Origin of the sequence: Brucella sp. NBRC 14130 (assembly GCF_040371715.1) — a bacterium.
GTDB classification, from domain to species: Bacteria; Pseudomonadota; Alphaproteobacteria; order Rhizobiales; family Rhizobiaceae; genus Brucella; species Brucella intermedia.
Genome location: NZ_BAABTE010000002.1, coordinates 137,000 through 163,580, shown reverse-complemented (window position 1 = coordinate 163,580; position 26,581 = coordinate 137,000). Strand labels below are relative to the sequence as shown.

Below are 26,581 nucleotides of genomic sequence, written 5' to 3'. Positions count from 1 at the left end.
GTCTCGGACCTAGAGCATATTGCGATCAGATTGAATTAGGTCGACGCTCTGTTTCACACGTTCCGGAAGGCGCAGTTAGTCGTCGCGATAGACTTTTTCTCGACGCTCATGACGCTCCTGTGCTTCGATTGAAAGCGTAGCGATCGGACGCGCATCAAGCCGCTTCAAGCTGATAGGCTCTCCCGTCTCTTCGCAGAAACCGTATGTTCCTTCATCAATGCGGCTCAGGGCCGCGTCGATTTTTGAGATCAGTTTGCGCTGTCTGTCGCGAGCTCGCAGCTCGATTGCCCGATCCGTTTCGGAGGATGCCCTGTCCGCCAGGTCGGGATGGTTGGCATTTTCCTGCTGCAGCGCCTCAAGCGTTTCGCGCGCTTCACGCAGAATATCATTCTTCCATGCGATCAGTTTCGCACGGAAATAAGACTTCTGCCGCTCGTTCATGAACGGCTCGTCTTCAGTGGGCCTATAGTCAAGGTCAATCAATTCACTCATTCTGAATTACCCCACATCTAGGAGACGCGAGCGGTTATATAGTTCCATAGCAACAAGGACACAACATCAAACAAGCGTACTTCACTACTTTTTAGTGCATCAATTTTGTATGATTATGCGTAAAAATGATGCAACATAGAGCTGAACGCAAAAATTTGCTCTTGCCACTTTCAGAATAACTTCAATCAATTGCGGAAAACATCGGTATATTTTCAGTCGAAACCACTCTCCCTCGGGAGAAGTTCATGAAGCTCAATAATTAGCCAAATGCCACCTGTAAATAATGCTGACAGCCATCAAAAAATCGGGAGAATAGGCAACCGGAGCGTTCATTCGCTCTCGGATTATGGCGAAAAATGCAGGAGAAACACAGCTTGGAACGTTACAGATGAGTCGCTTGCTTCTTCTAAGACACGCGAAAGCCGTGTGGGCCAGACCGGGAATGAAGGACTTCGATCGCCCTCTTGATCAGGAAGGCAAAGCCGCACTCGACCGGCTCGCAAGGGCTATGAAGTCAACCGGGCTTTATCCCGATCGGGTGGTTCTTTCCGGTTCGTGCAGAACCCGAGAAACTGCGTTCGGCATTGTTGAACGTCTGGGTATCGAGGTCGAAACAATCGTAGACGATACGATCTACAGCGGTGGCGCGGCTGACTACATGGAAGCCATACGCACACTTGGGGATGCGGCGACGCTGATGCTTGTAGGACATAACCCCAGTATCGAAGACCTGGCACTCGCCTTGTGTAGCGATGGCAACAAAGATAGCCTTCTGAAACTGCGCGCTGGCTTTCCTACTGCCGCACTGGCCAATATCACGTTTCCCGCCTCCCTCACCGATCTTGAGCGTGGCGCCGGTTATCTGGAAAGCTTCATACTGCCCCAGTAGATTTTCCCCGAAGCAACCGGCATTCCTTGCCAAGGCCGCTGGGGCCACCCTATCTATACCGCTGACAGATCAGTGAATTGGGCGAGGATTAATTGGCTAAGCTGACAAGTATTGGCGACGAAGCGAAGATCGCACTGGATACGTTGGCAGATCGTGCGACCGGGATTTTGTCTCCATCATTGCGGCTCGGCGTGACGGGTCTGTCGCGCGCCGGAAAGACGGTCTTCATCACGGCTCTCGTTCACAACATGCTGCACGGTGGCAGGCTTCCGATGTTCGAAGCCTATAAATCAGGCCGCATTTCACGAGCCCTGCTCGAACCGCAACCGGACGATGCTGTCCCCCGCTTTCAATATGAAGAACATCTGTCGGCATTGATCGATGAGCGTATCTGGCCGGACTCCACCCGCGCCATCTCCCAACTGCGCCTCACGATCGAATATGAATCCGCTTCCGCCTGGGGACGTTGGCTGTCACCGGGCAAGCTGTCGGTTGATATTGTCGATTACCCGGGCGAATGGCTGCTCGATTTGCCTCTGCTTGGCAAATCTTATGCGGAATTCAGTGCGGACTCCTTTGCTCTGGCCCACGAGCCAACACACAAGGATCTGGCCCAGGAGTGGATTAGTGAAGCCGCTCTCGTTGACCCTACTGAAAAAGCAGACGAACTGACGGCACAGCGCCTCGCCAGAAGTTTCACGGCTTATTTGCGTGCTGGCAAAGCCGATGAACGCGCATTATCCACCCTGCCGCCGGGACGGTTCCTGATGCCGGGAGACCTTGAGGGCTCGCCCGCGCTGACATTCGCGCCACTTCCAAACCTGAAACCGGACGATCTGAGGGCCGGCTCGCTGGGCGCAATGATGGAACGGCGTTACGAAGCCTATAAAACCTACGTCATCAAGCCATTCTTCCGCGAGCATATTGCGCGGCTCGATCGGCAGATCGTGCTTATCGATGCCATGCAGGCGATGAACGCAGGCGGCGCCGTCGTCGCCGATCTGGAACGCGCGCTCACCGATATTTTGTCGTGTTTCCGGCCGGGGCGCGCCAATCTGCTGACGGGTCTGATCCAGCGCCGGATCGGGCGTATCCTTGTTGCGGCAACGAAGGCCGATCATCTGCACCATGAAAGTCATGACCGCCTGCAAGCCATCGTGCGGCGTCTGGTCGAGCGAGCTATCGAACGCGCTGACTTTTCGGGCGCGGATATTGATGTCCTCGCAATGGCTGCGGTCCGCGCGACCAGCGAGGCAACCGTGACACAGGGCAAGGAAACTCTCCCGGTCATCGTGGGCACCCCGTTGAAGGGCGAGAAGATCGACGGGGAAGTGTTCGATGGTGAAACCGAAACAGCCATATTTCCCGGAGACTTACCGAAGAATCCCAATGCGATCTTTGAAAAGTCTTTTGCGCAGGATGATCCGGCCATCCGTTTCGTCCGTTTTCGCCCTCCGCGGCTTGAGCATACCGCCGAAGGACTGACACTTTCACTGCCTCATATAAGGCTGGATCGCGCCTTGCAGTTTCTGATTGGGGATCGTCTCGCATGACTGAGAAGACACCACGTAGACCGGCTTCATTCACGGTAAATCAGCCCACAATCCATCCCGAGACGGTGGATGAAGCGCCCCGCCGTCCCCGCGCGGTCCGTGACCTGGATGCGGTTATCGCGCAACCGGATGTTTTCGCCTTGAGCGACGACGAGGCAGCCGAGTTGGAGATCCTCGACCCATCCTATGAAGCGCCCGAACGCAAGGGCTGGTCCCTCAGCAAAATACTGTTCGGCGCGCTCGGCTTACTTGTTTCCTTCGCCGTCGGCATCTGGATTGAAGACCTTATTCGAGCACTGTTTTCGCGCGCTGACTGGTTGGGCTGGACCGCCTTGGGCGTCGCTATAATTGCGCTTGCCGCCTTTATTGCCATCGTCGTTCGCGAACTGGCAGCACTCCGCCGCCTCGCTTCAGTGCAGCATCTTCGCAAGGACGCGGCAGATGCAGCTGAGCGTGACGATATGGCGGCGGCCAGAAAAGCCGTGGACGCGCTGCGCTCGATTGCGGCAGGCTTGCCTGAAACTGCGCGCGGACGACAGCTTCTGGACGGCCTCACGGACGATATCATTGACGGGCGAAATCTGATCCAGCTTGCCGAAACGGAAATTCTCCGCCCCCTCGACCGAGAGGCGCGCGCACTCATTCTGAATGCATCCAAACGCGTTTCGATTGTCACTGCGATCAGCCCGCGGGCGCTGGTCGATATCGGATATGTAATTTTTGAATCCGCCCGGCTGATCCGCAGGCTTTCACAACTCTACGGCGGTCGGCCCGGGACATTGGGTTTCCTTAAACTTGCCCGCCGGGTCATCGCTCATCTGGCCGTGACGGGCACGCTCGCCATGGGAGACAGTGTGATCCAACAGCTTGTCGGCCATGGTCTTGCCTCCCGCCTGTCGGCCAAACTGGGCGAAGGCGTGGTCAACGGGCTGATGACGGCACGCATCGGAATTGCAGCTATGGATGTGGTGCGTCCATTCCCGTTCAATGCCGAAAAACGGCCCGGTATCGGCGACTTTATTGGCGATCTTGCAAGGATCAGCGGTGAACGCACCGATAAGAAGCCTTCTGGAAAATAGCAGTTTATTTCCGAAGCATTAACCATTCCCGCCGATTATGGCAGATAGAAATCTGCGCCAGAATCGAGCGATCCGGTGTATCGGCACACTCCCCTTCAATCCGTGCCCTTCCCCTTCAATCGGCTTTTGGCAGCCTCGGAATATCCGACGGTTTGCGAGGTGCGGCCAGTTTTGGTCGTGACATGCTGAAAAACAACGATTAGGAATGACGTCCAATCAAGGTCGTGAATCCGGGACAGAGCTGAATATGAAGAATTGCATCGCCGCCTGCCTGACGCTGCTGCCCGTGTCATTTTCTGCCGCGCCGGTTCTGGCCGCCGACAAGGACAAACAGTTCTTTCAAACGATCGAAGGCCAATGGTCGGGCCCGGGCGAAATCGTTGCCGGAAAATACAAAGGCACGAAGTTCGTTTGTAATCTCGCTGGATCGACGCCGGATGAAAGCGTTGGAATGACGCTGGATGGCACTTGCCGCGTCGGCGTTTTCTCGCAGCCGATGAAGGCCACCGTTACACGCGTTGGCTCGGCTTATTCCGGGAAGTTCAACGACGGCGCCGAAGGCAAGGGGCTTGACGTTACATCGGGTTCGGTCAGCGGCAACAAGGTCGTCTTCGGCCTTAACCGCAAGCAGCTCAACGGTGCGATGCTCGCGCGCATCTCTGATCCGAACACGATGAACGTGACGGTTTCCGTTCGCGTCGACAAGGAGCTGGTTCCGGTCATCGGCATGAATTTGAAGCGCGTCGATAATATCGCTGTCGGCAGCATCGCCAAGAACTGAGCCGACCCTATTCCCGCCACCAGCCCGCATCTGTGCGGGCTTTTTCTATTCCAGACTGTTCGATCCCGGCATTCCAGTCGGCAATCGTCTTGCCTCCGATTTCGAGAGAAGGCGCGATATCGTTCAGCGGCACGAGCACGAAAGCGCGCTCGTGCATACGTGGATGCGGCAATACCAGAGCGGCGTCAGTCATAATGACAGCCCTGCCCGCTTCATCCTGCATCGCCAGTATATCTATATCGATAATGCGCGGTCCCCATCTCTCCAGCCTGACACGCTTTAAAGAGCGTTCAACATCGAGACAGGTCGCAATCAACTCCAATGGCTGCAACGAAGTTTCGACTTCGGCGCAGGCATTGTGAAACCACGCCTGGTCCGTCTTTCCCCATGGCGGCGTGCGATAAACTGCCGAAACGCCGACGATATTCGTGTCGGCACGTGCGTCCAGCATGCGCAAGGCCTTGCCCATCGAGGCGACGGGATCGTCGATATTTCCGCCGAGCCCCAGCCAGGCGCGGTAAGATTTGCTCGTGTTCACTGCGGGTAGACCACGGTCACTTCAACATGGTCCAGGACACCCGGTACTGGCGCGTTCGGCTTGCGTACGGTGATTTCCGCGCGCTTTACCTGCGGAAACCGGGCGGCGAGCGCTTTTGCAACGTCGAGAGCCAGCGTTTCGATCAGATAGCGCTGGCGCCCCGTGATAATGTCCTGAATGACGGCGAATGCGATACCGTAATGCACAGTGCCGTCAATATCGTCGTTTTCCAGCGCGTTGCCCGGATCGACATCGAGAATGGCATCGACATAAAAACGCTGGCCGAGCTTATGCTCTTCATCGAAAACGCCGTGGTGCGCAAAGAACGCGCAATTCATCATTCGGATCGTATACACGGCTTCACTTTCTGTTTTCGCTGCGTCTTGATTGCAGGATATCATCTGCAACGGCAAGTGCGTCTCTATTAAAAGCGACATTGTGAACACGGAAGATGTCGGCACCTGCCAAACGCAGTGCGACCGACGTTGCCGCAGTTCCTATATCACGGTCAAGTGGATTATCCCTTCCCGTCATACCGCCAATAAAACGTTTGCGCGATGTACCGACCAGTAACGGAAACCCGAGTTTTTGCAATTCATCCGCCCTGCCCAAAAGCGCAACGTCTTCATTCTTGTTCTTGCCGAAGCCGAACCCGGGATCGAGCACGATGCGGGATTCTTCAATACCTGCGTCTTTCGCTATATTCAGCGAGACATTGAGGAACGAGAACTGATCTTCAATGACATCGGCAAGAACGGGGCGATCCCTGCTGGTGTGCATGATGACCAGTCCCGCGCCGCTGTATCTAGCTACATGAGCAATTTCCGGTTCGCGCTGGAGCCCCCAGACGTCATTGACGATATGTGCTCCGGCATTGACCGCGGCCTGCGCCGTTGCAGCGCGGTAAGTATCGATGGAGATGATGCAATCATATCTCCTTGCCAATGCCTCGATGACGGGAACAACGCGTGCGATTTCAGTTTCGGCATCGACGGCGGCGGCTCCGGGACGGGTCGATTCCCCGCCCACATCGATGATTGTCGCTCCATCAGCGAGCATCTGGCCAGCCGCTTCAATGGCCTTTTCCAACTCTTCATGTTGGCCGCCATCGGAAAAAGAGTCAGGCGTGACATTTAGTATGCCCATTATAATGGCCTTGGTCCCCACATGGATGCTTCGTCCATGCGCGAGGTGCCATTCTTTCGTCATAGCGAAATGTTCCTCTGCCATTCTCCGTGCCACTTTTCATTGCGGCGAGGTTGCAACCAACCTCGCCTGAAGTCATTTTGAAGGGCGTTATAGTTCTCTTGACGATTGCATGCCATGCTTGTGGCAGCAAAAAGCGAATTTCCTGCTGGTTTTAGAAAGAGGTGCCAGGACATGAATTTGAGAAAGAAGGTTCTGGCCCTCGGTGCAGTTCTTGCCATGGTAGCTCCCCAGGCCGAAGCCGCGTCGATCTTTCGCGAATTCAGCTATTACACCGTAAGCGGTAAAACGGCGGCGGACCTCGACAAGGCACTTTCCCGCAGCGGCCCCTTCCTCAAGAAGACAGGCCGGCATCACCCCGGTGCCGCTGAAATCCGTTTCGACGCGAAAGTGCGCTATGGTCGTGCACCCGGAAAAGACTGCAAGGTGCAGGATGTTTACGTGAATGTTCACGCAAAGGTCTCCCTGCCCCGTTGGAAGCAGCGTCGCAAGGCTACGCCGGAACTCGCGTTGATCTGGGATACGCTGGTGCAGGATATTCGTCGGCATGAAGAAAGCCACATCGTGATCGCCCGAAGCTTTGCGAGCCGGATGGAACGGGAAATACGTGGTCTGCGCAGCCGCCCGGATTGCGTGGTGCTGCGCGCGGACATAGACAAGGTAACAGCCCGCCTCATGGAAGCACATGACAAGGAGCAGCAGCGGTTCGACCGGGTTGAGACAATCAATTTCGAAGATCGTTTCGCGCGCTTGCTGACCTATCGCATGGAGCGCGCCCAGCAGGCTTCCAAATAGCGAACCGAAGCTAGGCCAATTCCCGTCGTACGGCCTGCGTCATCAAAGCGGCTTCGTGAAACCCCGACAGGATCAGTTTCAGTTTGCCCGGATAATGACAGGCATCCCCGATGGCATAGACCTTTGGACTCGAAGTTCTGAAGGTCTCTGAACTTACAGCCAGCATGTTACCCGTTTTCAACAGCGAAAGCTTTGCAAGCGGGTCAGGACGGATAACCTGCTCATTACTGGTAAACGCGCCGAGACCGGAGGCAATCACCGCAGCGCGGGCGTGGAACTTTTCACCATCGCAAGTGCTGATGGTCACCCCGTATTCATCGACAGAGATGCTGTCTGCAATCTTCTTGAAATGAAAAACCGGATTATACGGCTCGATCTGCCTGAGAAGCCGTTCAACGAGTTCCTCGCCCATGATTTCGGGAAATCCGGGTACGTCATAGATCGGCTTGTCAGCATAGAGTGCCGTGCATTGACCGCCGGGCCGATCACAGGCTTCTATGAGATGGCACTTGAAACCAAAAAGCCCAAGCTGAAAGACGGAAAAGAGTGCGACGGGTCCGCAGCCGATAATGACAATATCGTTCTGCGGCTCATAACCCATCGCATTCCTACTTCTTTAAAAGCCTAGTTCTGGCGTTCTGGCACCTGTACGACCAGCCCCTCAAGATCGTCCGACACCCGGATCTGACATGAGAGGCGCGAGGTCGGGCGGACCTCATAAGCGAAATCCAGCATGTCCTCTTCCATAGCGTCCGGCCCACCGACAGTGTCCGTCCAATCCTCGTCAACATAGACATGGCAGGTTGCACAGGCGCAAGCGCCGCCACATTCCGCATCGATGCCAGGAATGCCATTGCGAATGGCAGCTTCCATCACGCTGGAACCGTTGTCGGCTTCGACCTCGGTTCGGGTAGCGCCGTCAGCAGATACGAATACGATCTTCGTCATTTTATTTCCTTGAAACGCGCAAATTTCGCGCGATCTTTGTCTTCAGCGTTCGCACCATCCCGGCTTGAAAACGCAAATAAACTCGAAATCGCAGATACGGCGTTCTGGAAACAGTTTCAACCTTGACCGCGCACTTGTCCGCAACTGCGCCAATATGCCGTGCGTCGATTGAAGGTTTCCTCGCCTGGCAAATCCGACAGTTGCGTTCACGACCGTAAAACTCTTCCTTGCCGTCAGCCAAAAGTGCATCATATGATAAGAAGCAAAGGTTGTGAGAAAAAGCGGATAGAATCCCGAGCCGACACGATGCAATCATGGAGCGGACCGCGAAAGGATTTGCACGCAAAGAGAGTATTTTTGTTAATAACTTTGCAGTGCTCTTTCAGGCAGTCCCAATGGTCCAGATCAATTTCCACAACTTGCTGGTAAATGCCAGAAGGCCGGAAATGTCGAATTTTCACGAATTGAGCCGGTTTCCGTTAACCTTGTATTTAAAGTTTTAGGTATCGGCAAAAGACGCCTATTTCCTTAACAGGCACGACCCGATACGATGCAAAATGGCGGAGAAAGTTTTGTAACGGCTCTTTCATGGTCCGGCCGTCGCAGTAATGAGTACGAGGTAGGCGAACAATGGCTTCCAAATCCAAGGCACAGAAGCTCGACCTTGAGGTTGAAAAGGCACTGGAACAGGCACTCGATATCGATTTCGGTGACGATCTTGATATGGATATGGACTTGAGTGCGTTCGATGAAGGCTTCTCGGTCGATGATCTGGAAGAGCAGATTTCGCGCGCGGCTGAAGAACTGGTTGCCGAACAGAAGACCAAAACGGCTGAGCCCGCTGCCGTTTCTCCAGTGGAAACCGCTGCAAAAGCCGCTACCATCACCACAGCCTCGGTGATTGCGACGCCTGCGGCGCCACCGGTTCCCCCGGTCGTGAAAGCTGCGGGTCCCGTGGCGCAAGCCGTGGCCAATGTGCAGCACAAGCCGGCCAATACCTCGAAGTCAGCAGCACCCACGCCAGAGCCGGTCAGCAAGCCTGTTTCCGCTCCGTCTGTTGCGACGACTGCCAATGTCGCTTCCTCTACCTTCACGCCAGCAAACGACGATTCCCGCAGTGAAAAAACAATAATCGCAGCTCCACGCCGCGTGACCGAAAACTCGTCGAAGCTGTTCTGGACCACGACCGCAATCAGCGTGCTTTGGGCTGCTGGCGGTGTTGCGCTGAGCAAGGCCATCAATCCTGATGTCTTCTCGAGCATGCAGGCCACCAAGGACTTCTTCACTTCGCCCGCCGGTCTCGGCGTCGTGGCTGGTGTAGCCTTGCCCGTCGCCATGTTCTGGGGATTTGCGCAGCTTGTAAAGCGTGCGCAGGAAATGCATCTGGCTGCACGCAGCATGTCGGAAGCTGCCATGCGGCTGCTCCAGCCGGAAGCTGTTTCCGGTGATCGCGTTTCTACTCTCGGACAGGCTGTGCGTCGCGAAGTCGCCGCCATGAACGAAGGCATTGAACGCACATTGGCGCGGGCCGTCGAGCTGGAAACGCTGGTTCAGTCCGAAGTCAATCAGTTGGAACGCGCCTATAGCGATAATGAAGTTCGTATTCGTTCGCTGGTTAGCGACCTCGGCAACGAGCGTGAAGCTGTCGTCAGCCATGCCGAGCGCGTGCGTTCGTCGATCTCGGGTGCGCACGAACAGCTCAAGGAAGAACTTTCGAGCGCTTCCAACATCATCCGCGACAATGTTCTTTCTGCCTCGCAACAGTTGAGCACCCTGCTCACCGAATCTGGCGAACGACTGATCGGCAGCATCAATGAAAGCGGTGGCGCTATTGCCGAAGCCATCGAAACCCGCACCGGAGACATAGGCTCGCGCATCACGACTTCCGGTGAAGCCTTTGCCAACCTGCTGGACACGCGTATCGCGACACTTGATGAGCAATCCCGCACTGTATCGGGCCGTCTGGCTGAGGCTTTGGACGAACGTACGAGCGGTATTGCCAATCTGCTCGGCGGCGCAACGCAGTCCATGGTCAGCGAATTCGACACTCGCCTCGCCAACCTCGAAAGCACGCTTTCCGAGCGCGGCCGGTCGCTTCTGTCCGAATTCGAAGCTCGCGCACATGCACTCGACAGCAGCACTGAAAAACTCAACGCGGCTCTCGAGACCCGTTCGCGTCAGATTAATGAAAATCTCATCGCTCGTACCCGCGAAATCGCAGAGACCTTCTCCAGCGGTCGCGCTTCGCTCAGCACGATGATCGATGAAACCAAGACCAAGATCGGTGAAGATCTGACGTCTATCGGCGAAAGCGTCGGCAACATCCTCGGCGAAAAGGCGGATGCCTTTGCCGGCAAGCTTGCTGAAAGCCGCGATGTTCTCGCTGCATCGCTGGAAGGCGAAACCGAACGGGTTTCCGCGGTTATCCGCGGACACGCCGACACGCTTGCGGCACGCACAAGTGACATCGAAAATGCCGTTAACGCGAGTGCATCGGCGCTCAATTCTGTTGCCGACAACCATGCGGCAATTCTGGAAGAGCGGACCCATGCGCTGCGCCAGACAATGGAAAGCCACTCTGCTCTGCTCGATGCGAGCTTCGCAGATCACAGCCGTTCGCTCGAAGAACGCGCCTCCACTCTTCATGGCATCATTGCAGGCAACCAGGCTATGCTTGCTCAATTGATGGATGAGCGCGCTGCCGCAATGCGGGATAACTTCAACGAAAATCGCGAAGTTCTCGCCCGCACCTTTGACGAACGCGTAAATTCCCTTCAGGCACTTATCGCCGACAATCAGGATACGCTCGCGCGTATTCTCGATGAGCGCGCCAGCAGCATGAACGCGTCCATCGGCGCCAGCCGCGACACGTTCGTCGCGACATTGGGTGAACATATCCGTCAGGTTGAAGAACGGACGAGCGGCCTGCACACGGTTCTGAATGACCACAACAATGCCCTTTCCGGTATTCTTGACGGTCACGAGCGCACGATTGAAACCCGTGCCGCCGAAATCCGTTCGACGCTGAGCGAAAGCACCGCCTCGCTGAGCCAGACGCTTCAGGATCACAGCGACATTCTGGAACAGCGCACGGCCAACCTGCACAATGCAATTGCCGACAGCAGCTCCGCTATCAGCCGCGCTTTCGAAGGCCAGACCGGCATTATCGAAGAACGCACCCAGACGATGGAAAAGGCGCTCACCATCGGCGTCGACAATGTCCGCCGGGCACTGGAACAAAGCGCCGGCATCGTTGCAGGCACGCTACGTGAAAAGATCGGCGAAGCAGCAAGCACGCTTTCAACTGAAGCAGCCAAGGCCGGTGAAGCTCTGGACGGTTTCGGTGAGGCATTCAGCGCACGCCTGATCGATAACCTGTCTGGCACGGAAGCCCGCCTCGGCGACCGCGCCGATGCGATTGCCGGTCGCCTCGGCGAGATCGAAAGCCGCCTCACTGGCGAGTTGGGCTCGATCGAAGCCCGCATCGCCAATACGGCCAGCAGAACCAGTGAAACGCTTGCCGGTCACAGCGAGGCCTTTGCGGCCAGCGTCGCCGACAATCTGGCTGGAACAGAGAGCCGTCTCAGCGAACGCGCCAATGCCATCGCCAGCGGGCTTGAAGCAATCGAGAGCCGCCTCACCAGCGAACTCAGTACGATTGAAGCTCGTATCGCAGATACGGCGTCCAAGACGAGCGAGACGCTCGCAGGTCACAGCGAATCCTTCTCGGCCAGCGTTGCCGACAATCTCGCTGGCACCGAAACCCGTCTTGCAGAACGTGCCGATGCAATCGCTACCCGTCTGGGCGACATCGGTTCGCGTATAACGATGGAACTCGGCTCCGTCGAAGCACGCATCGCACAGGTAACCGACACGACTGCAGTTACACTGGAGGAACGCACCCGCGAACTCAACGCCGTTCTTGCTGCCCGTTCGCAGGAAATCACCAAGATTCTCAACGATACGGCAGAGCCGCTCGTGCAGCGGCTCGCTGATAGCGGTCGTGGGCTGGCACAACAGCTTGAAGAAGCAACGCACGCCGCAACCGACAGACTCCGTTCGGAAAATGCCGCATTAGTCAATGCACTCGCGAGCCGGACTGCAGAAACAATTGCTGCTGTCCAGCAGGCCAAAACCGGACTTTCCGATAATGTCAGCGAACTGATCGACCGTCTCGCCGCATCGAACGGCGAGTTGGGCAAGCTGATCGACGCAGCTACGCGCAATCTTACCGACATTGATGGTCGTCTTGTCGACACGACATCGAGCTTTGTCGAGAACACCAACCGCGCTGCGCAGATGTTCCAGGCCTCCACAGGCCTGATCGACGGCAATATCGGTACTTTGCGGGCGATCTCGGACAGCACGCTGTCTCAGATTGCAGACATCGCCGACCGCTTCGAAGAGCATGGAAAGGTTCTTTCCTCTGCTTCCGAAATGATCAATTCGGCTCAGAACGGTCTCGTCAGCACGCTTGAAGATCGCCATCAGGCGCTCGATAAGCTGGCATCCGGCCTGGTCGAGAAGTCGGAAGGCGTCGAAAAGCTGATGCAATCCTTCGAAGAGCTGGTGGCATCTGCATTCCAGCGCGCCGAAGGCCAGACCCGCTCTTCTGCCGAAAAGATGCGCGAAAGCGTTTCGGAAATCGTCGAACAGGCTGCACAGAAGTTCTCTGCGGCAACCGACGACATCCGTCGCACGGCCAGCGAAATCCGCAACGAGCTCAACACGACCCGTGGTGAACTGAAGCGCGGCGTTCTCGACATGCCTGCTGAGGCAAAGGAAACAACGACGGCGATGCGCAAGGCCGTGAGCGAGCAGATCAATGCGCTCAAGGAACTGGCCGAAATCGTCAACAAGTCCGGTCGCCTGGTAGATGTCGGCGAAAGCCGTGCAGATCGCCCGGTCTCGCGTCCTACACCGGCTGCAGCTCGTCCGGCTCCCGTTCAGGCGCCAGTGGCGCAGGCAGATGTCGCTCTCCGTCAGCGCGTCTACGAAGCGCCGAAGGCACAGCCTGCATCATCCGAAGCTGCGCAACCGGAAAAGCCGCGTGGTTGGGTATCTGATCTCCTTGCCCGCGCATCCCGTGAGGAAGAAGAGGCCGCGCAGCCCAAGGCACAGCCGACAGCAACGCCTCGCTCGCCAAGCCATGTCGTTGAATCGCTGAACTCGCTATCGGTGGATATTGCGCGCGCTATCGACCATGAAGCTTCTGTGGAACTGTGGGACCGCTATCGTCGTGGTGAGCGGAACGTCTTTACCCGTCGCCTCTATACGCTGAAAGGTCAGCAGACCTTTGACGATATCAAGCGCAAGTATCAGACGGATGGCGAATTCCGCCGCGCCGTGGACCGCTACATGGATGACTTCCAGCGTCTTCTCGAGGATGTCGCCCGCAACGACCGTGATAACATGGTAACGCGGACTTACCTCACTTCAGATACCGGCAAAGTCTACACAATGCTTGCTCACGCAAGCGGTCGCCTCCGCTAAGAAACAGAAATGAAGAAAAACGCGGCCTTCGGGCCGCGTTTTTTGTTGGCTGGACTATCGGCCAGCAACAGGCTGCGTCAATCCAAAGAAAAAGGGCCGGCAACTAATCGCCGGCCCTCCTCATCAATCAACTTTCGCGGGCTCAGAGCGTCGTTACCGTCCAGCTCACGATTTCGCTGGCAGTCCGTTCAAAGGCGGCGTCGAGCGCCTTCACATAGGCTGCATTCGTCGCGCCACCGACGGGAATGGCCGTACGGAAAACACGGGTCGCACGAACCTCCCCGTTCTTATCGTTCATCAGCCTCACGGCCAGTTCGACAACTGCGAGCTTTGGCGAGGCATAAGCCTGAATACCGAACATTCGAAGATCAGTCAGGATCTGATAGTTGATCGCCAGTCCGTCTCCCGGGCGGCCAATCCCGCCAAATACACCGGTATTCTCATAGGCTTGCACCAGACGAGACTGCACGATGTTTGTCAGCCTGTCGCCCCATTGAGCGCCCTTCAGGTATTCGATGGAACCCGGTGCGGAACTGACGACTATATTCTCGCTATCAAGCGCCTTGAGAGCTGTTGGCGTCGGAACCAGCAACTGCACATTCTTGCGGCTCGGTGAAGTCACACCAGGCTGAGGCGCAGACAGATTGAACGTGTCGAGCGGTGTTGTCGTCCCGCAGCCGGCAAGAAGCAGGCCAAAAATAAAAGGAACCGAAGCTGTGCGGAGAACAACGCGACGTGATTTCATATCATTAAAGCCGGTTTTGAAATTCAATGACGCGTCCTCCCGTCATAACGAGGTACATTCCCCTGACCGCCAAAGATAAGACGCTGGGGATTGCGCTCAAGATCGGTGATAGCTTGTTCTATGCGCTGAATGGAACGGCGGCTGTCAACCACGACGGACTGGACATCCCGCAGTCCCTGTCCGGAAAAACGCTGCAGATTGTCCGCGATAGGTCCCAGTCGCTTGTCGAGATTGTCTGACGTCTGCCGAATGGACTCCAATGTCGCCTTCGCTTGGGCAACAACACCATCCTTGTCATCGCTGGACAAAAGCTTGTCGGTCTTGGCCAGGATGGCATCGACGCGCACAGACGCGGCGTTCAAACGTGCCATCATGTCCTTGGCGTCGGTGACGATCTGGTTGATATTCCCGGTATTCTCGCCAAGTTCCTCGATAATGTTGGCATTCTTCGCCAGAGCGTCGGTGAACGTCTTCGTATTATTGATGGTATCTGTCAGTGGGCCGCGCGCATCCTTCACAAAGCCTTCCAACTGACCGAGCACCGAATTTGCGCGGGCAGCGATATCCTGCGCGGTTGCGAGAAGATTGTTGATTGAGGATGGGTCGGCATCAATGCGGGCAACCGTTGCGTCTTTCTCGGCCTCTGTCAGGAGATTGGGTTCATCGAGGCGGCCGCCCTTCAGTTCGATATAAGCAATCCCCGTCAGCCCTTGAAAACCAAGGGTTGCCGTAGTCGAACGGGTGATGGGCGTTGTCGCGTTGACGCGGGTCTTGACGATCACCATTTCCGGGTTGCTGGGATCAAGCTGCAGTCCTCGAACGTCGCCAACCTTGATACCGTTGAACAGAACCTGACTTCCGACCGAAAGGCCTGTGACCGAACCTGGAATACGAACGTCGAGTTCCAGAGAATCGCGTGCTTCCCCAAAACGGGCGATCCAGAACACGAAAGCGAAAGCCAATAGGCTGACGATCAGCGTAAAGACACCCACCAGTACGTAATTGGCTTTAGTTTCCATATCTTATCCAGTCTGCAAGCGGCTGCCGGGCCGCCGTCTCGTTGGCGCCGACGGATCGATCTGACGCGCACGCTTGCCCCGAAAATAGGATTTAACCCACGGATCGTCCACCGTCAGCATGTCTTCAATAGTGCCGCTGACGAGCACCTTCTTGCCCCCAAGCACAGCAATCCGATCGCAGATTGCAAAAAGACTATCAAGATCATGAGTGACCATATAAACGGTCAGCCCCATCGTATCCCGCAGATTGGCGATCAGGTCATCGAATTCGGCTGCGCCAATGGGGTCCAGTCCCGATGTGGGCTCATCAAGAAACAAGATATCCGGGTCCAAGGCCAGCGCGCGTGCCAGCGCAGCGCGCTTGATCATGCCGCCGGAGAGCTCGGATGGAAATTTTTCCGCTGTGTCCGGCTTCAAGCCGACCAGATCGATTTTCAGCCGCGCCAGCTCGTCCATCAGTTTCGGTGACAGGTCAAGATACTCGCGCATCGGAACCTGAATGTTTTCAAGAACGTTCAATGCTGAAAACAACGCCCCATGCTGAAACAGAACGCCCATGCGCATATCGATGGACATCTTTTCCAGCTCGTTCAACTGATCAATATTGCGGCCGAGAATCTCGATTTCCCCGGACTGCTTTTTATTGAGACCAAGAATGGTTCGCATCAAGACGGATTTGCCCGAACCGGAAGGGCCGATAAAACCGAGCACCTCCCCCCGATAAATCTCGAGAGACAACTTATCGAGCACCGTCTGGCGTCCGAACGAAACCGTTACGTCGCGCACCGAGATCATCGGCACGGCCGTCTGGCGAATGTCTTCATCCTGCGGTTGCGACCGATGGTCGATGCCGTTCTCCATAACCATTCTTTAGCTGAGCTTGGCTTCGGACTGAACCAGTGAACAGGATTGAGGGTTCAATTTTCTGTGCAACTGTGTCTCAAAGAACCCATTAAAAATAAAGAACATAAGCTGCATTTAAAAATTGATAGCCGCATAGAACATTGCGAACAGACCATCCACGACAATAACCACGAAGATTGCCTTCACAACGGAAGCAGTCACGCGGCGGCCCAGAGATTCCGCGCTCCCTCCAACCTTCATACCTTCTACCGAAGCAAGAATTCCGATGATCATCGCCATGAACGGGGCTTTGATAAGCCCTGCAAAATAAGTATTCAGCGCCACGGCGTCATGCAGGCGACTGATGAAAGCATCTGGCGAAATATTGGAATAGAACCAGGCAACACCACCCGCCCCAATCAGCGCAGCGAGATCGGAAACGATGGTGAGCAATGGCAGCACTATGACCAGCGCCACAAGACGTGGAAAGACCAGAACGCCGACCGGATTGAGACCTATGACCGTAAGAGCGTCGGTCTCCTCACGCATTTTCATGGAGCCGATCTCGGCAGTAATGGCGCTTCCTGAGCGCCCCGCGATCATGATAGCCGTCAGAAGTACGCCGAGCTCACGCAACACCAGAATGCCGACCAGATCGACGACAAAAATTTCAGCGCCGAAATATCGCAACTGAAACGCACCCTGCTGGGCAATGATAGCACCGACAATCGTCGACATCAGAATGATGATGGGAATTGCCCCCACCCCCATGCGGTCCATCTGCGTGACAATCGCAGCGAAGGGGATGCCGCTACCGCGTCCGTATTTCAACTGGGCTCCACGGATCGTGGCACCAAGAATGTGCATCGCCATCTTGAAGTCACTACCCAAGGAAACAACGCCACCGCCCAGCGCGGCCAGAAACGAAATAAGGAAGAACGGTTTCTTCTGGCGTGGGATGTCCAGGGTACGCTCGACGGCCTGCCCTACTTCCTCCATCAGAGGAAGCCAGGATTGACGCACACCTTCCAGCTGCACTTCCACTTGCTGCGCGACAAGACGCTGCCGCAAGCGTTCAATGAGCCAGGCGCCGGCCGTATCGAGACCGGAAACGCCAGAAATATCAATGATCGTGGCTTCTCTCTTGTCCGCCTTCTCCAGGCGGCGCACCTTGTCATCAACAAGGTTGACGCTCTGCGATACCCAGCGACCGTTCATCCGTATATGGCGCACGCCGTCGTGCTCCGCCAGATCAATCTTCGGCGCAGAGTTGTCGGTGGCTCTTGCTTTGTCGGCAGTGTCGGTCAACATGGCCTACCTCATATACGAGTCGTTGAACGACCGAAATACTGCGTCCCAGAGGGCATCTCTATGCACAATACCTTGAATATCACTGTAGAACGCTATCCCATCGCCGGAAAATTCACAATCTCCAGAGGCTCCAAGACAGAGGCCGCTGTTGTTGTGTGTGCGATCAGCAACGGTTCTCGTCAAGGACGTGGCGAATGCGTTCCTTACGCACGCTATGGCGAGAGTATCGAAAGCGTAAGCGCCCAGATAGAGGCCGTCCGCTCCGCTATCGAGAACGGCGCGACGCGAAAGGATATTCAGAGTTTGATGTCTGCTGGAGCTGCACGCAACGCAGTCGATTGCGCTCTATGGGACCTCGAAGCAAAGCAATCGGGCAAAAGCGTTGCCGATATGCTCGGTATGCCGCCACACCCCCTCGAAACGGCAATCACCGTTTCGCTTGGCACGCCTTCCGAAATGGCGGAATCAGCGGCAAAAGTCGCTCATTATCCTCTTATCAAGGTGAAAATGGGCGGTGAAAACGATATCGAGAAAATCCGCGCCGTCGCAGATGCTGCTCCGAACAGCCGGATCATCATCGATGCGAACGAGGGATGGACAGCCGACAATATTGCCGAGAACATGCGCGCCGCCGCCGCAGCAGGTGTCGTCCTTATCGAGCAGCCCTTGCCAGCCGACAACGATCAGATTCTCAGTGAAATCGAACGACCGGTCACTATATGCGCCGATGAGAGCGTTCATACGTCGGTGGGCCTTGAAGAACTTGCCAAACGCTATGACGCTGTCAACATCAAGCTCGATAAAGCAGGAGGGCTGACGGAAGGCCTCATCATGCGGGACAAGGCGATCGACCTGGGGCTTCAGATCATGGTCGGCTGCATGGTCGGCACGTCGCTCGGTATGGCGCCGGCAGTCCTGCTTGCCCAGAAAGCCAATGTGGTCGACCTAGATGGACCGCTGCTTCTGGCCCATGACCGCAATCCCGGCCTGCGTTATGAAGGCGCTTTGGTCTATCCGCCGGAAGCTGCCGTCTGGGGCTGATCTGCGCGTTGATAGCTCTCGCTCCCTGTCCCGTTGACCGGAGCGAGCGCACTTTCAAAGATATCGGCGCAGGCATCCCAGGTGAATTGTTTGAGCACTGTTGCAGGCTCAAACGGCTCCATCTCCAGGGCGGCCAAGCATGCCTCGCCTAGGTCTTCGGAAAGAACGCCTGCACCGGTAACACCGACAACATCTCGTGATCCGGGGACCGGATAGGCTGCGACCGGCAGGCCGGATGCAATCGCTTCAAGCAAAACGAGACCGAACGTATCCGTTCGGCTAGGAAAGACAAACACGTCTGCTGCGGCATAAGTCTGGGCCAGCGCTTCGCCTTCGCGTTTCCCGACGAACACCACTTCCGGAAACCGCGCCTGCAGATCATTAAGGGAGGGCCCGTCTCCGACAATCAGCTTTGTGCCGGGAAGATCGAGTTCCAGAAATGCAGGCAGGTTCTTTTCTGCCGCGACTCGTCCCACGCAGATAAACACCGGTCGGGGCAATTCCTTCGGCACCTCGGGTCGGGGGTAGAACAATGTACGGTCGACACCGCGCGTCCAGAGATCCAGTTGCGTAAAGCCACGGGCCTTGAGGTCATCCAGTATGGATTGGGTAGGCACGAGCGTGTGCCGGGCCGCATTGTGGAAACGCCGAAGGAATGCGTAGGTCCAACTCGGAGGGACCGGAAAGCGTTCCTGCAGATATTCTGGAAACCGTGTGTGGAAACTCGTCGTGAAGGACCACCCCATTTTCAGACAGGCACGTCGAGCCATAAATCCAAGCGGGCCTTCAGTTGCAATATGCACGAAATCCGGCTGCATGGTTTTTAAGCGCCGCTTGAGCGCGCCCGGTGTCGTCAAGGCCAGCCGGATTTCCGGGTATGTCGGACACGGAACTGATCTATAGTCTAATGGGGACACGACAGTGACGTCATATCCCCGTTCGATCATCAGATCATGACACTTGGTCAACGTGCGCACGACGCCGTTGACTTGTGGATGCCAGGCGTCGGTGACGATGACAATTTTCTTCATTGGCGAAGGTTCGCCAATTCGCGAACGGGGCGCGGCAGTTGGATTATCCTGCCCTCGTCATGCTCTTCGCTGTCGAAATTGACGCGTCCTGCCTTCGGGCGGTGGTCACGGCGTTCGGTCCATTCGACGAGTTCCATCCGACCGTCAAAATGTTCGATCACAGCGGTGCAGCTTTCCACCCAGTCACCCGTGTTGATGTATTCGACGCCATTCATGCTTTCGATTGTCGCATGATGGATATGACCGCAGATCACTCCATCAACACCAATACGCTGCGCCTCTTCAGAAACCACATTCTCGAACTGGCCGATAAAATTTACCGCCTTCTTGACCCGGAATTTCGCCCAGGCTGAAAATGACCAGTAGCGCAATCCGAAAAGCGAGCGGACACGGCTCATGACGGTGTTTATCCAGATCGCACTGTCATATGCCCAATCGCCGAGATAAGCGATGAAGCGAGCATTGCGGACAACTACATCGAACTGGTCGCCATGGATGACCAGAAACTTCCGACCGTCTGCCGTCTCATGGATCGCCCGGTTCATCACTTCGATGCCGCCGAAATGCGTTCCCTGGAAATTTCGCAGGAATTCGTCGTGGTTGCCGGCGATGTAGATGATATTCGCGCCCTTGCGGCTTTTGCGAAGCAGTTTCTGGACCACATCATTGTGTTCCTGCGGCCAATGCCAATTGCGCCGCAGGCGCCATCCATCGACAATATCCCCTACGAGATAGATTGTCTCCGCTTCATGATAACGGAGAAAATCCAAAAGCAGTTCAGCCTGTGCTGCTTTTGAACCGAGATGCACATCCGAAATGAATAGCGTTCGGAGTTTTCTGGGCTGCGGAGCATCTGCGCTCATTGGTTGTCCCCTTCAATGGCAACCTGATCTGAGCGCAGAAAACCCGATTCCTGTCACAGCGATATGACAGCTGTTTTTATGGTGCGATGAGCAACTTCACACAGCTTCGAATGCGCTGACTATGTTTCAAGCTACGAGCTCCACCTTTGGACCAACATAACGCGATTGCGGACGAATGAGCTTGTTGGTCGCGATCTGCTCTCGGCAGTGAGCTATCCACCCCATGGTTCTGCCCATTGCAAAGACGCAGGTGAATGCCTCGCGAGGGAAACCCAGTTGCTCAAGCAAAAGGGCGGTATAGAACTCGACATTGGTTTCGAGAGCCCGATCCGGCTTGTGGCGCCTGAGAATTGCTATGGCTGCCTTTTCCACCGCCTCCGCCAACTCAACCCGGTGTTTTCCACGCTCATGCCCAAGGGATTCTATACGCTTCAAGGCGCCTTTCAGGGCGTCGGCACGCGGGTCGCGCACGCGATAGACCCGATGACCGAAGCCCATCAACCGTTCTCCGTCGGCAATTGCCGATTCAAGCCACCACTCTGCGTTATCAGGCCTGCCAATGGCATCAAGCATATCGAGTACGGGACCCGGAGCTCCACCGTGTAACGGTCCTTTCAGCGCACTGATGGCGGCGAGCAGGGAAGAAGTCAGGCCAGCACGTGTCGATGCCACGACGCGGGCGGCGAATGTCGAGGCGTTCAATCCATGATCGCAAACCGCCATGAGATAAGTATCCAGCCCGGCAACTTCCACTTCGTCAGGCATTCCGGCATTCATCATGCGGAGTATGTCCGCACTATGCGGCAGTGTGGGATCAGGGCGGATGGGGCGCCGCCCCTTGCGTTCACGCAAAATGGCGGTTGTGAAAACTGCCGGTGCGGCCATCAGATGCAAGGCGGCTGTCAAATCGTTCTCGTCTGGGATGCGAGCCATCAAGGCACGCAGTGCTTCCAGCGGCGACAACTCCATCAGTGCGTCATCAAGAGCATCCGTGTGATGAAATACCTGCAAGCGGGCTTCGCCGAGCGCCTTCTGAAGCTCTTCTCCTGTCGGGAGTTGTTCGAAGAATCCGTCCCACAAAAGTTCAATTCCATCTTCGACGCTGCTGTGGGGGACCAGATCATCCAGCGATCGACCGCGGATGACCAGCCTGCCTGCAAGCCCATCAACATCAGACAGCACGGTTTCGGCAGCAACCACATCTTCAAGTCCGCTATTCATGGTATTTCTCCTTGTTTGCCTTTCGACATTGGTTCCAAGTATAATTGACGTCAATCTTGATGAAATCGATCAATGTTGGGAGCAACAATGAACTGGCTCACAGCGGAGGAAGCGCTTTCCATTCTTCAGACAAAGCCGCAAACCCTTTATGCCAACGTCAGCCGCGGCCGCATTCGTTCCAAGCCCCTGCCCGACGACCCCAGACGCAGCCTCTACAGATCGGAGGACGTTCATCGATTGGCCGAGAGGCGTCCCGGTCGTAAAAGAGACAGTGTTGTTGCAGCCGATACTATTCGTTGGGGGCTTCCCATCATGCGTTCGGGCATTTCGACCATTGTCGACGGTCGCCTGCTTTATCGCGGTCGTGACGCGGTCGAACTGTCCGAAACAGCAACCTTGGAAGAAGTGGCCGCCCTGCTATGGCAGATGAATTTCGATACCAGTGCCAGCAATCTCGACGAGACGAAGCTCCGCAGACATCAGCCACAATCTTCACCGTTGGAAAGGTTGTTTACCGTCTTTGCCATTCGGGCAGCGAATGATCTGCCCAGTTCCGGACGTTCCACGGCAATCCTGCAGCAAGAGGCTTTCGCTCTGCTGCAGTTATTCCACAATACGATCCTTGACGTTCCCTCATCCAGCGCCCCTATGCATGAACGCATTGCGTCAGCCTGGCAAAAGCCGCGGGCGAGCGATGTGATCCGGCGTGTATTGGTGCTTCTGGCTGATCATGAACTCAACGCATCAGCATTTGGCACCCGCGTTGCGGCCTCGACAGGAGCGCCACTTTCCGCAGCAGTTCTTGCCGGGTTATCTACATTGATCGGCCCGCGACATGGACGTGCCGCAACTGCCGCAACGACAATCATCGCACAAGCCCGCCAGATAGGCGCCGAAGCCACCATCAAGGACCTGCTCAGGCAAGGTGCCCAACTTCATTTGTTCGGTCATCCGCTTTACGGCGAAACCGGGGATATCCGTGCTTCCGCCCTGCTGAAACATCTGGAACTACCCGCGCCTTATCGCGATCTTGAACAATCCGCTGCAGATATTCTTGGTGAGAAACCGAATGTCGATTTCGCCCTCGCCGCAGTGACTGAAATCTATGGACTTCCGTCAGATGCGCCACTGTTGTTGTTTGCGCTCGCGCGGATCGCAGGGTGGCTTGCTCATGCGCTGGAACAGGCGGATAGTGGATCGCTGATACGGCCAAGAGCAGAGTTTACGCCTCCGCTTGAATAGCGGAACTCACCAAATTTTGTTCTCGAGTAACACGGTTTCTGCCCTAAAAGGTGGACATATGAGCCGATGAACCAGAATCCGGTTGATCAGACTGCTTGCTTGGTGGCATGTCTTGAAAACTGAATGAATTGCGAGGATGAAGCCGTGGATTTGGGCCTGAAAGGTCGAAAAGCAATTGTGTGCGCTTCCAGCAAGGGGCTCGGACGAGCCTGTGCAGAGGCACTCGCCGAGGCCGGGTGCGACCTGGTTCTCAATGGGCGAAATGAGCAAACCCTCGCAGAAACCGCGAAAGCAATTCGGCAGGCATTTAATGTAAGGGTTGACGCTGTTGCCGCGGATGTATCCACCGCTGAAGGACAGGCTGAACTGCTTTCCGCCTGTCCTGCGCCTGACATTCTCGTCAACAATAACGGCGGACCGGCCTTCAAGGATTTCCGCCTTCTCGATCGCGATGCGATCCTTCGAGGTGTAACGCAGAATATGGTTACTCCTCTGGAGTTGATCAAAGCCGTGATCGACGGAATGGTCGAGCGCCGGTTCGGTCGTATCGTCAACATCACATCGACGTCTGTATACGCGCCTATTCCTGGCCTCGATCTTTCATCCGGGGCTCGCGCCGGTCTTACCGCGTTTCTCGCCGGTGTCGCCCGGACGGTCGCAGCCTCCAACGTGACGATCAACAACATTCTCCCCGGCGCTTTCGACACAGACCGGCTTCGCAGCGGCTTTGCATTTTCCGCCCAGAAGAATGGCACAACGCCCGATGCGGAAGCTGCGAAGCGAGCGTCGGCAATTCCTGCCGGGCGAATTGGCCAGCCGAAGGAATTCGGGCAGGCATGCGCCTTCCTTTGCTCGGAACATTCCGGGTTCATTACCGGGCAGAATCTCGTTATCGATGGCGGCGCTTATCAGAGTGCGTTTTAACAGCACCAAACGATAGATCTGCAAATTTGGAAAAACTCATTCTCGAAAACGGGCCTACTGAGACTTGAGCCGATAGACTAAGAACAATAATGGCCCAGCGTGCGGAAGTTGTGAGCGAAAGCTGCGTGCAGAAACGGGATGTCACCGTTTCCTCCACGTGCAAACAAGCTTTTGCCCTGCACAAGAAATTTTGGAAAGCGATGCGACCATGACCAAGAAAACACCTTCCACTTCCCGTTCGGATTTCGATGAAGCAGCCTTGTTCTTTCACCGTTATCCGAAGCCCGGAAAGCTGGAAATTCAGGCGACAAAGCCCCTTGGCAACCAGCGAGATCTGGCGCTCGCCTATTCGCCCGGTGTAGCCGCTCCCTGCCTCGCGATCCACGAAGACCCTGCAACGGCTGCCGAATACACCGCCCGGGGGAATCTCGTCGCCGTCGTATCGAACGGCACTGCGGTTCTTGGCCTTGGCAATATCGGTGCACTTGCTTCCAAGCCGGTCATGGAAGGCAAGGCCGTCCTTTTCAAAAAATTTGCTGATATCGACGTGTTCGATATCGAAATCGACGCGCACGAAATCGATCGCATCGTCGATGTAGTCGCTGCCTTGGAGCCAACTTTCGGCGGTATCAATCTTGAAGATATCAAGGCACCTGAGTGCTTCGAAGTTGAAGAGCAGCTTCGCGCAAAAATGAACATCCCTGTCTTCCATGACGACCAGCACGGCACGGCGATTATCGTGGCTTCCGCAGTGCTGAACGGCCTGGAACTCGCTGGCAAGAAAATCAGCGACGCCAAGATTGTCACCTCAGGAGCAGGTGCAGCGGCCCTTGCCTGCCTTAATCTGCTCGTCAATCTCGGTGCAAAGCGCGAAAACATCTGGGTCTGCGATCTCGAAGGCGTCGTCTACGAAGGCCGTAACACGCTGATGGATCGCTGGAAGGAAGTTTACGCCCAAAAGACCGACGCGCGCGTGCTGGCAGACGTTATCGGCGGAGCCGATGTTTTCCTCGGCCTTTCGGCCGCAGGCGTGCTGAAGCCCGAACTTCTCAAGCAGATGGCCGAAAAGCCTCTCATCATGGCACTCGCCAACCCGAAGCCGGAAATTATGCCGGAAGAGGCCCGTGCTGCCCGCGCCGACGCCATGATCTGCACCGGACGTTCGGATTATCCGAACCAGGTCAACAACGTCCTCTGCTTCCCTTATATCTTCCGTGGCGCGCTCGATGTCGGTGCCACTGCGATCAACGAAGAAATGAAGCTCGCGGCGGTTCGCGCGATTGCCGCGCTCGCCCGCGAAGAGCCTTCCGATGTCGCCGCACGCGCTTATTCCGGCGATACGCCCACTTTCGGACCTGACTATATCATCCCCTCGCCATTCGATCAGCGCCTGATTCTCCGCATCGCCCCGGCAGTGGCCAAGGCCGCCATGGAAACAGGCGTGGCGACGCGTCCGATCGAAGACATGGAAGCTTATCTCGATCGCCTCAATCGCTTCGTTTTCCGGTCCGGCCTCATCATGAAGCCGGTCTTTGCCGCGGCTCGCGCACAGGAAAAGCCAAAGCGCGTAATTTATGCCGATGGCGAAGATGAACGCGTATTGCGTGCAGCCCAAGTTGTGATCGAAGAGCGCGTCGCCGCTCCGATCCTCGTCGGCCGCCCGCAGGTTATCGAAACGCGCCTGCGCCGCTACGGCCTGAAAATCCGACCGGGAACGGATTTCGAACTCATCAATCCCGAAGACGATCCGCGCTATCGCGACTACGTCGATCTCTATCTGTCCTATACTGGCAGACAAGGCGTCACACCGGAAGCCGCGCGCACCATCGTACGTACGAATTCGACCGCTATTGCCGCCCTGGCCGTCATGCGTGACGAAGCTGACGCCATGATCTGCGGTCTTGAAGGCCGCTTCGAACGCCATCTTCGTGTCGTGCGCCAGATTATCGGCAAGGTTCCCGGCATCCGCGACTATTCGGCTTTGAGCCTGCTCATCTCGCAACGCGGCGCGCTGTTCCTCACAGACACTTATGTCAACGTCGAACCGAGCGCGAACGAAGTCGCCGAAATGGCAATTCTTGCCGCTAAAGAAATCAGCCGCTTCGGTATCGAACCGAAAGCGGCGCTGGTGTCGCATTCGAATTTCGGATCGAAAGAATCAGCAAGCGCGGAAAAAATGCGCGAAGCAGCGGCAATTCTCGCCGAAAAGGCGCCTGAACTTGAGTCTGATGGTGAAATGCATGGCGATTCGGCACTCTCGCAGGCCCTTCGCGACCGCGTTTTCCCGAACTCGCGTCTGAAAGGTGAAGCCAACCTTCTCGTGTTCCCGAACCTCGACGCTGCAAACATTACGCTGAATGTGGTCAAGATGGTTACAGACGCGCTGCATGTGGGGCCAATTCTGCTCGGAGCAGCTCGACCAGCTCATATTCTGACCCCTTCCGTCACCTCACGTGGCGTTGTCAATATGACCGCTCTGGCAGTGGTTGAGGCTTTGCAGAAATCCGGAGAAACTCTTCGCAAAAGAGGTTAATCATCCAAAACTAAGTTAGAATTACTTAATATAA

General features: G+C 56.0%; 23 protein-coding genes. 10 read left to right on the top strand and 13 right to left on the bottom strand.

Going from position 1 to position 26,581, the window contains the following annotated elements; genetic code table 11:
- Positions 1-75 precede the first annotated feature (75 nt).
- On the bottom strand, positions 76-492 hold the full coding sequence (gene dksA / locus ABWW28_RS04285) for an RNA polymerase-binding protein DksA (RefSeq protein WP_006466858.1): 417 nt from the start codon (positions 490-492) through the stop codon (positions 76-78).
- A gap of 388 nt (positions 493-880) precedes the next feature.
- On the opposite strand from dksA, the gene ABWW28_RS04280 reads away from it, so the two are divergent.
- From ABWW28_RS04280 to ABWW28_RS04265, 4 genes are all read left to right on the top strand, one after another.
- On the top strand, positions 881-1,381 hold the full coding sequence (locus tag ABWW28_RS04280) for a SixA phosphatase family protein (protein WP_025089522.1): 501 nt from the start codon (positions 881-883) through the stop codon (positions 1,379-1,381).
- A gap of 92 nt (positions 1,382-1,473) precedes the next feature.
- Positions 1,474-2,934 (top strand): YcjX family GTP-binding protein, encoded by a 1,461-nt coding sequence (locus tag ABWW28_RS04275; RefSeq protein WP_176588204.1) that lies wholly within the window; start codon positions 1,474-1,476, stop codon positions 2,932-2,934.
- Positions 2,931-4,013, top strand: coding sequence for a YcjF family protein (locus ABWW28_RS04270; RefSeq protein WP_025089521.1), 1,083 nt, complete (start codon positions 2,931-2,933; stop codon positions 4,011-4,013). Before ABWW28_RS04275 ends, ABWW28_RS04270 begins: the two co-directional genes overlap by 4 nt.
- Positions 4,014-4,260: 247 nt before the next feature.
- Complete coding sequence (locus ABWW28_RS04265; RefSeq protein ID WP_025089520.1) at positions 4,261-4,794, top strand: hypothetical protein; 534 nt, start codon at positions 4,261-4,263, stop codon at positions 4,792-4,794.
- Between the two features lie 7 nt (positions 4,795-4,801).
- Here ABWW28_RS04265 and folK read toward each other — a convergent pair whose 3' ends face one another.
- The 3 genes from folK to folP form a co-directional block, all read right to left on the bottom strand.
- A complete protein-coding gene (folK, locus tag ABWW28_RS04260) occupies positions 4,802-5,263 on the bottom strand; it encodes a 2-amino-4-hydroxy-6-hydroxymethyldihydropteridine diphosphokinase (RefSeq protein WP_235694277.1) in 462 nt (153 codons plus the stop codon).
- Positions 5,264-5,328: 65 nt separating this feature from the next.
- Positions 5,329-5,688 carry a dihydroneopterin aldolase gene (folB, locus tag ABWW28_RS04255; RefSeq protein WP_006470502.1) on the bottom strand — a complete coding sequence of 120 codons (360 nt, stop codon included), beginning with the start codon at positions 5,686-5,688 and terminating at the stop codon, positions 5,329-5,331.
- Between the two features lie 4 nt (positions 5,689-5,692).
- Entirely contained in the window at positions 5,693-6,541 is an 849-nt protein-coding gene (folP, locus tag ABWW28_RS04250; RefSeq protein WP_025089519.1) for a dihydropteroate synthase, read from the bottom strand.
- A gap of 171 nt (positions 6,542-6,712) precedes the next feature.
- Between folP and ABWW28_RS04245 the strand changes: the two genes are divergently transcribed.
- Complete coding sequence (locus ABWW28_RS04245; protein WP_025089518.1) at positions 6,713-7,333, top strand: DUF922 domain-containing Zn-dependent protease; 621 nt, start codon at positions 6,713-6,715, stop codon at positions 7,331-7,333.
- Between the two features lie 10 nt (positions 7,334-7,343).
- Here ABWW28_RS04245 and ABWW28_RS04240 read toward each other — a convergent pair whose 3' ends face one another.
- Positions 7,344-7,934: an NAD(P)/FAD-dependent oxidoreductase gene (locus tag ABWW28_RS04240; protein WP_021585169.1), complete on the bottom strand. Its 591-nt coding sequence runs from the start codon at positions 7,932-7,934 to the stop codon at positions 7,344-7,346.
- Between the two features lie 23 nt (positions 7,935-7,957).
- Positions 7,958-8,281 carry a 2Fe-2S iron-sulfur cluster-binding protein gene (locus ABWW28_RS04235; protein WP_021585170.1) on the bottom strand — a complete coding sequence of 108 codons (324 nt, stop codon included), beginning with the start codon at positions 8,279-8,281 and terminating at the stop codon, positions 7,958-7,960.
- Positions 8,282-8,911: 630 nt separating this feature from the next.
- Between ABWW28_RS04235 and ABWW28_RS04230 the strand changes: the two genes are divergently transcribed.
- Complete coding sequence (locus ABWW28_RS04230; RefSeq protein ID WP_021585172.1) at positions 8,912-13,774, top strand: apolipoprotein A-IV repeat region-like domain-containing protein; 4,863 nt, start codon at positions 8,912-8,914, stop codon at positions 13,772-13,774.
- A gap of 142 nt (positions 13,775-13,916) precedes the next feature.
- Here ABWW28_RS04230 and ABWW28_RS04225 read toward each other — a convergent pair whose 3' ends face one another.
- The 4 genes from ABWW28_RS04225 to ABWW28_RS04210 all read right to left on the bottom strand — a co-directional run bounded on the left by ABWW28_RS04225 (position 13,917) and on the right by ABWW28_RS04210 (position 17,692).
- Positions 13,917-14,519, bottom strand: coding sequence for an ABC-type transport auxiliary lipoprotein family protein (locus ABWW28_RS04225; RefSeq protein WP_031346040.1), 603 nt, complete (start codon positions 14,517-14,519; stop codon positions 13,917-13,919).
- A gap of 23 nt (positions 14,520-14,542) precedes the next feature.
- Entirely contained in the window at positions 14,543-15,538 is a 996-nt protein-coding gene (locus ABWW28_RS04220; protein ID WP_021585174.1) for an MlaD family protein, read from the bottom strand.
- Positions 15,539-15,541: 3 nt separating this feature from the next.
- A complete protein-coding gene (locus ABWW28_RS04215; RefSeq protein ID WP_025089517.1) occupies positions 15,542-16,405 on the bottom strand; it encodes an ABC transporter ATP-binding protein in 864 nt (287 codons plus the stop codon).
- A 111-nt stretch (positions 16,406-16,516) separates the two neighbouring features.
- On the bottom strand, positions 16,517-17,692 hold the full coding sequence (locus ABWW28_RS04210) for an ABC transporter permease (protein WP_021585176.1): 1,176 nt from the start codon (positions 17,690-17,692) through the stop codon (positions 16,517-16,519).
- Positions 17,693-17,752: 60 nt separating this feature from the next.
- On the opposite strand from ABWW28_RS04210, the gene dgcA reads away from it, so the two are divergent.
- Positions 17,753-18,733, top strand: coding sequence for an N-acetyl-D-Glu racemase DgcA (gene dgcA, locus ABWW28_RS04205; protein ID WP_021585177.1), 981 nt, complete (start codon positions 17,753-17,755; stop codon positions 18,731-18,733).
- Here the strand turns inward: dgcA and ABWW28_RS04200 are convergent.
- From ABWW28_RS04200 to ABWW28_RS04190, 3 genes are all read right to left on the bottom strand, one after another.
- Positions 18,703-19,764 (bottom strand): glycosyltransferase family 4 protein, encoded by a 1,062-nt coding sequence (locus ABWW28_RS04200; RefSeq protein ID WP_021585178.1) that lies wholly within the window; start codon positions 19,762-19,764, stop codon positions 18,703-18,705. The genes dgcA and ABWW28_RS04200 overlap by 31 nt on opposite strands.
- Entirely contained in the window at positions 19,761-20,627 is an 867-nt protein-coding gene (locus tag ABWW28_RS04195; RefSeq protein WP_021585179.1) for a UDP-2,3-diacylglucosamine diphosphatase, read from the bottom strand. Before ABWW28_RS04195 ends, ABWW28_RS04200 begins: the two co-directional genes overlap by 4 nt.
- A 126-nt stretch (positions 20,628-20,753) precedes the next feature.
- Positions 20,754-21,848 carry a citrate synthase/methylcitrate synthase gene (locus tag ABWW28_RS04190; RefSeq protein ID WP_021585180.1) on the bottom strand — a complete coding sequence of 365 codons (1,095 nt, stop codon included), beginning with the start codon at positions 21,846-21,848 and terminating at the stop codon, positions 20,754-20,756.
- Between the two features lie 87 nt (positions 21,849-21,935).
- On the opposite strand from ABWW28_RS04190, the gene ABWW28_RS04185 reads away from it, so the two are divergent.
- The 3 genes from ABWW28_RS04185 to ABWW28_RS04175 all read left to right on the top strand — a co-directional run bounded on the left by ABWW28_RS04185 (position 21,936) and on the right by ABWW28_RS04175 (position 26,547).
- Entirely contained in the window at positions 21,936-23,090 is a 1,155-nt protein-coding gene (locus ABWW28_RS04185; protein WP_021585181.1) for a citrate synthase, read from the top strand.
- A 144-nt stretch (positions 23,091-23,234) separates the two neighbouring features.
- The gene (locus ABWW28_RS04180) at positions 23,235-24,014 is read left to right on the top strand and encodes an SDR family oxidoreductase (protein ID WP_063882410.1); all 780 of its coding nucleotides are present in this window, start codon (positions 23,235-23,237) and stop codon (positions 24,012-24,014) included.
- Between the two features lie 208 nt (positions 24,015-24,222).
- Positions 24,223-26,547, top strand: coding sequence for an NADP-dependent malic enzyme (locus ABWW28_RS04175; RefSeq protein WP_006470512.1), 2,325 nt, complete (start codon positions 24,223-24,225; stop codon positions 26,545-26,547).
- Positions 26,548-26,581 lie beyond the last annotated feature (34 nt).

Excerpts from the sequence above, each read along its gene's own strand:
- ABWW28_RS04265 (WP_025089520.1), top strand. The coding sequence starts at position 4,261 with ATGAAGAATTGCATCGCCGCCTGCCTGACGCTGCTGCCCGTGTCATTT.
- ABWW28_RS04220 (WP_021585174.1), bottom strand. The coding sequence starts at position 15,538 with ATGGAAACTAAAGCCAATTACGTACTGGTGGGTGTCTTTACGCTGATC.
- ABWW28_RS04235 (WP_021585170.1), bottom strand. The coding sequence starts at position 8,281 with ATGACGAAGATCGTATTCGTATCTGCTGACGGCGCTACCCGAACCGAG.
- ABWW28_RS04190 (WP_021585180.1), bottom strand. The coding sequence starts at position 21,848 with ATGAATAGCGGACTTGAAGATGTGGTTGCTGCCGAAACCGTGCTGTCT.
- ABWW28_RS04280 (WP_025089522.1), top strand. The coding sequence starts at position 881 with ATGAGTCGCTTGCTTCTTCTAAGACACGCGAAAGCCGTGTGGGCCAGA.
- ABWW28_RS04245 (WP_025089518.1), top strand. The coding sequence starts at position 6,713 with ATGAATTTGAGAAAGAAGGTTCTGGCCCTCGGTGCAGTTCTTGCCATG.
- ABWW28_RS04215 (WP_025089517.1), bottom strand. The coding sequence starts at position 16,405 with ATGGTTATGGAGAACGGCATCGACCATCGGTCGCAACCGCAGGATGAA.
- dgcA (WP_021585177.1), top strand. The coding sequence starts at position 17,753 with ATGCACAATACCTTGAATATCACTGTAGAACGCTATCCCATCGCCGGA.
- folK (WP_235694277.1), bottom strand. The coding sequence starts at position 5,263 with ATGGGCAAGGCCTTGCGCATGCTGGACGCACGTGCCGACACGAATATC.
- ABWW28_RS04210 (WP_021585176.1), bottom strand. The coding sequence starts at position 17,692 with ATGTTGACCGACACTGCCGACAAAGCAAGAGCCACCGACAACTCTGCG.
- ABWW28_RS04195 (WP_021585179.1), bottom strand. The coding sequence starts at position 20,627 with ATGAGCGCAGATGCTCCGCAGCCCAGAAAACTCCGAACGCTATTCATT.
- ABWW28_RS04185 (WP_021585181.1), top strand. The coding sequence starts at position 21,936 with ATGAACTGGCTCACAGCGGAGGAAGCGCTTTCCATTCTTCAGACAAAG.
- ABWW28_RS04240 (WP_021585169.1), bottom strand. The coding sequence starts at position 7,934 with ATGGGTTATGAGCCGCAGAACGATATTGTCATTATCGGCTGCGGACCC.
- ABWW28_RS04175 (WP_006470512.1), top strand. The coding sequence starts at position 24,223 with ATGACCAAGAAAACACCTTCCACTTCCCGTTCGGATTTCGATGAAGCA.
- ABWW28_RS04230 (WP_021585172.1), top strand. The coding sequence starts at position 8,912 with ATGGCTTCCAAATCCAAGGCACAGAAGCTCGACCTTGAGGTTGAAAAG.
- folP (WP_025089519.1), bottom strand. The coding sequence starts at position 6,541 with ATGACGAAAGAATGGCACCTCGCGCATGGACGAAGCATCCATGTGGGG.
- ABWW28_RS04225 (WP_031346040.1), bottom strand. The coding sequence starts at position 14,519 with ATGAAATCACGTCGCGTTGTTCTCCGCACAGCTTCGGTTCCTTTTATT.
- ABWW28_RS04270 (WP_025089521.1), top strand. The coding sequence starts at position 2,931 with ATGACTGAGAAGACACCACGTAGACCGGCTTCATTCACGGTAAATCAG.
- dksA (WP_006466858.1), bottom strand. The coding sequence starts at position 492 with ATGAGTGAATTGATTGACCTTGACTATAGGCCCACTGAAGACGAGCCG.
- ABWW28_RS04200 (WP_021585178.1), bottom strand. The coding sequence starts at position 19,764 with ATGAAGAAAATTGTCATCGTCACCGACGCCTGGCATCCACAAGTCAAC.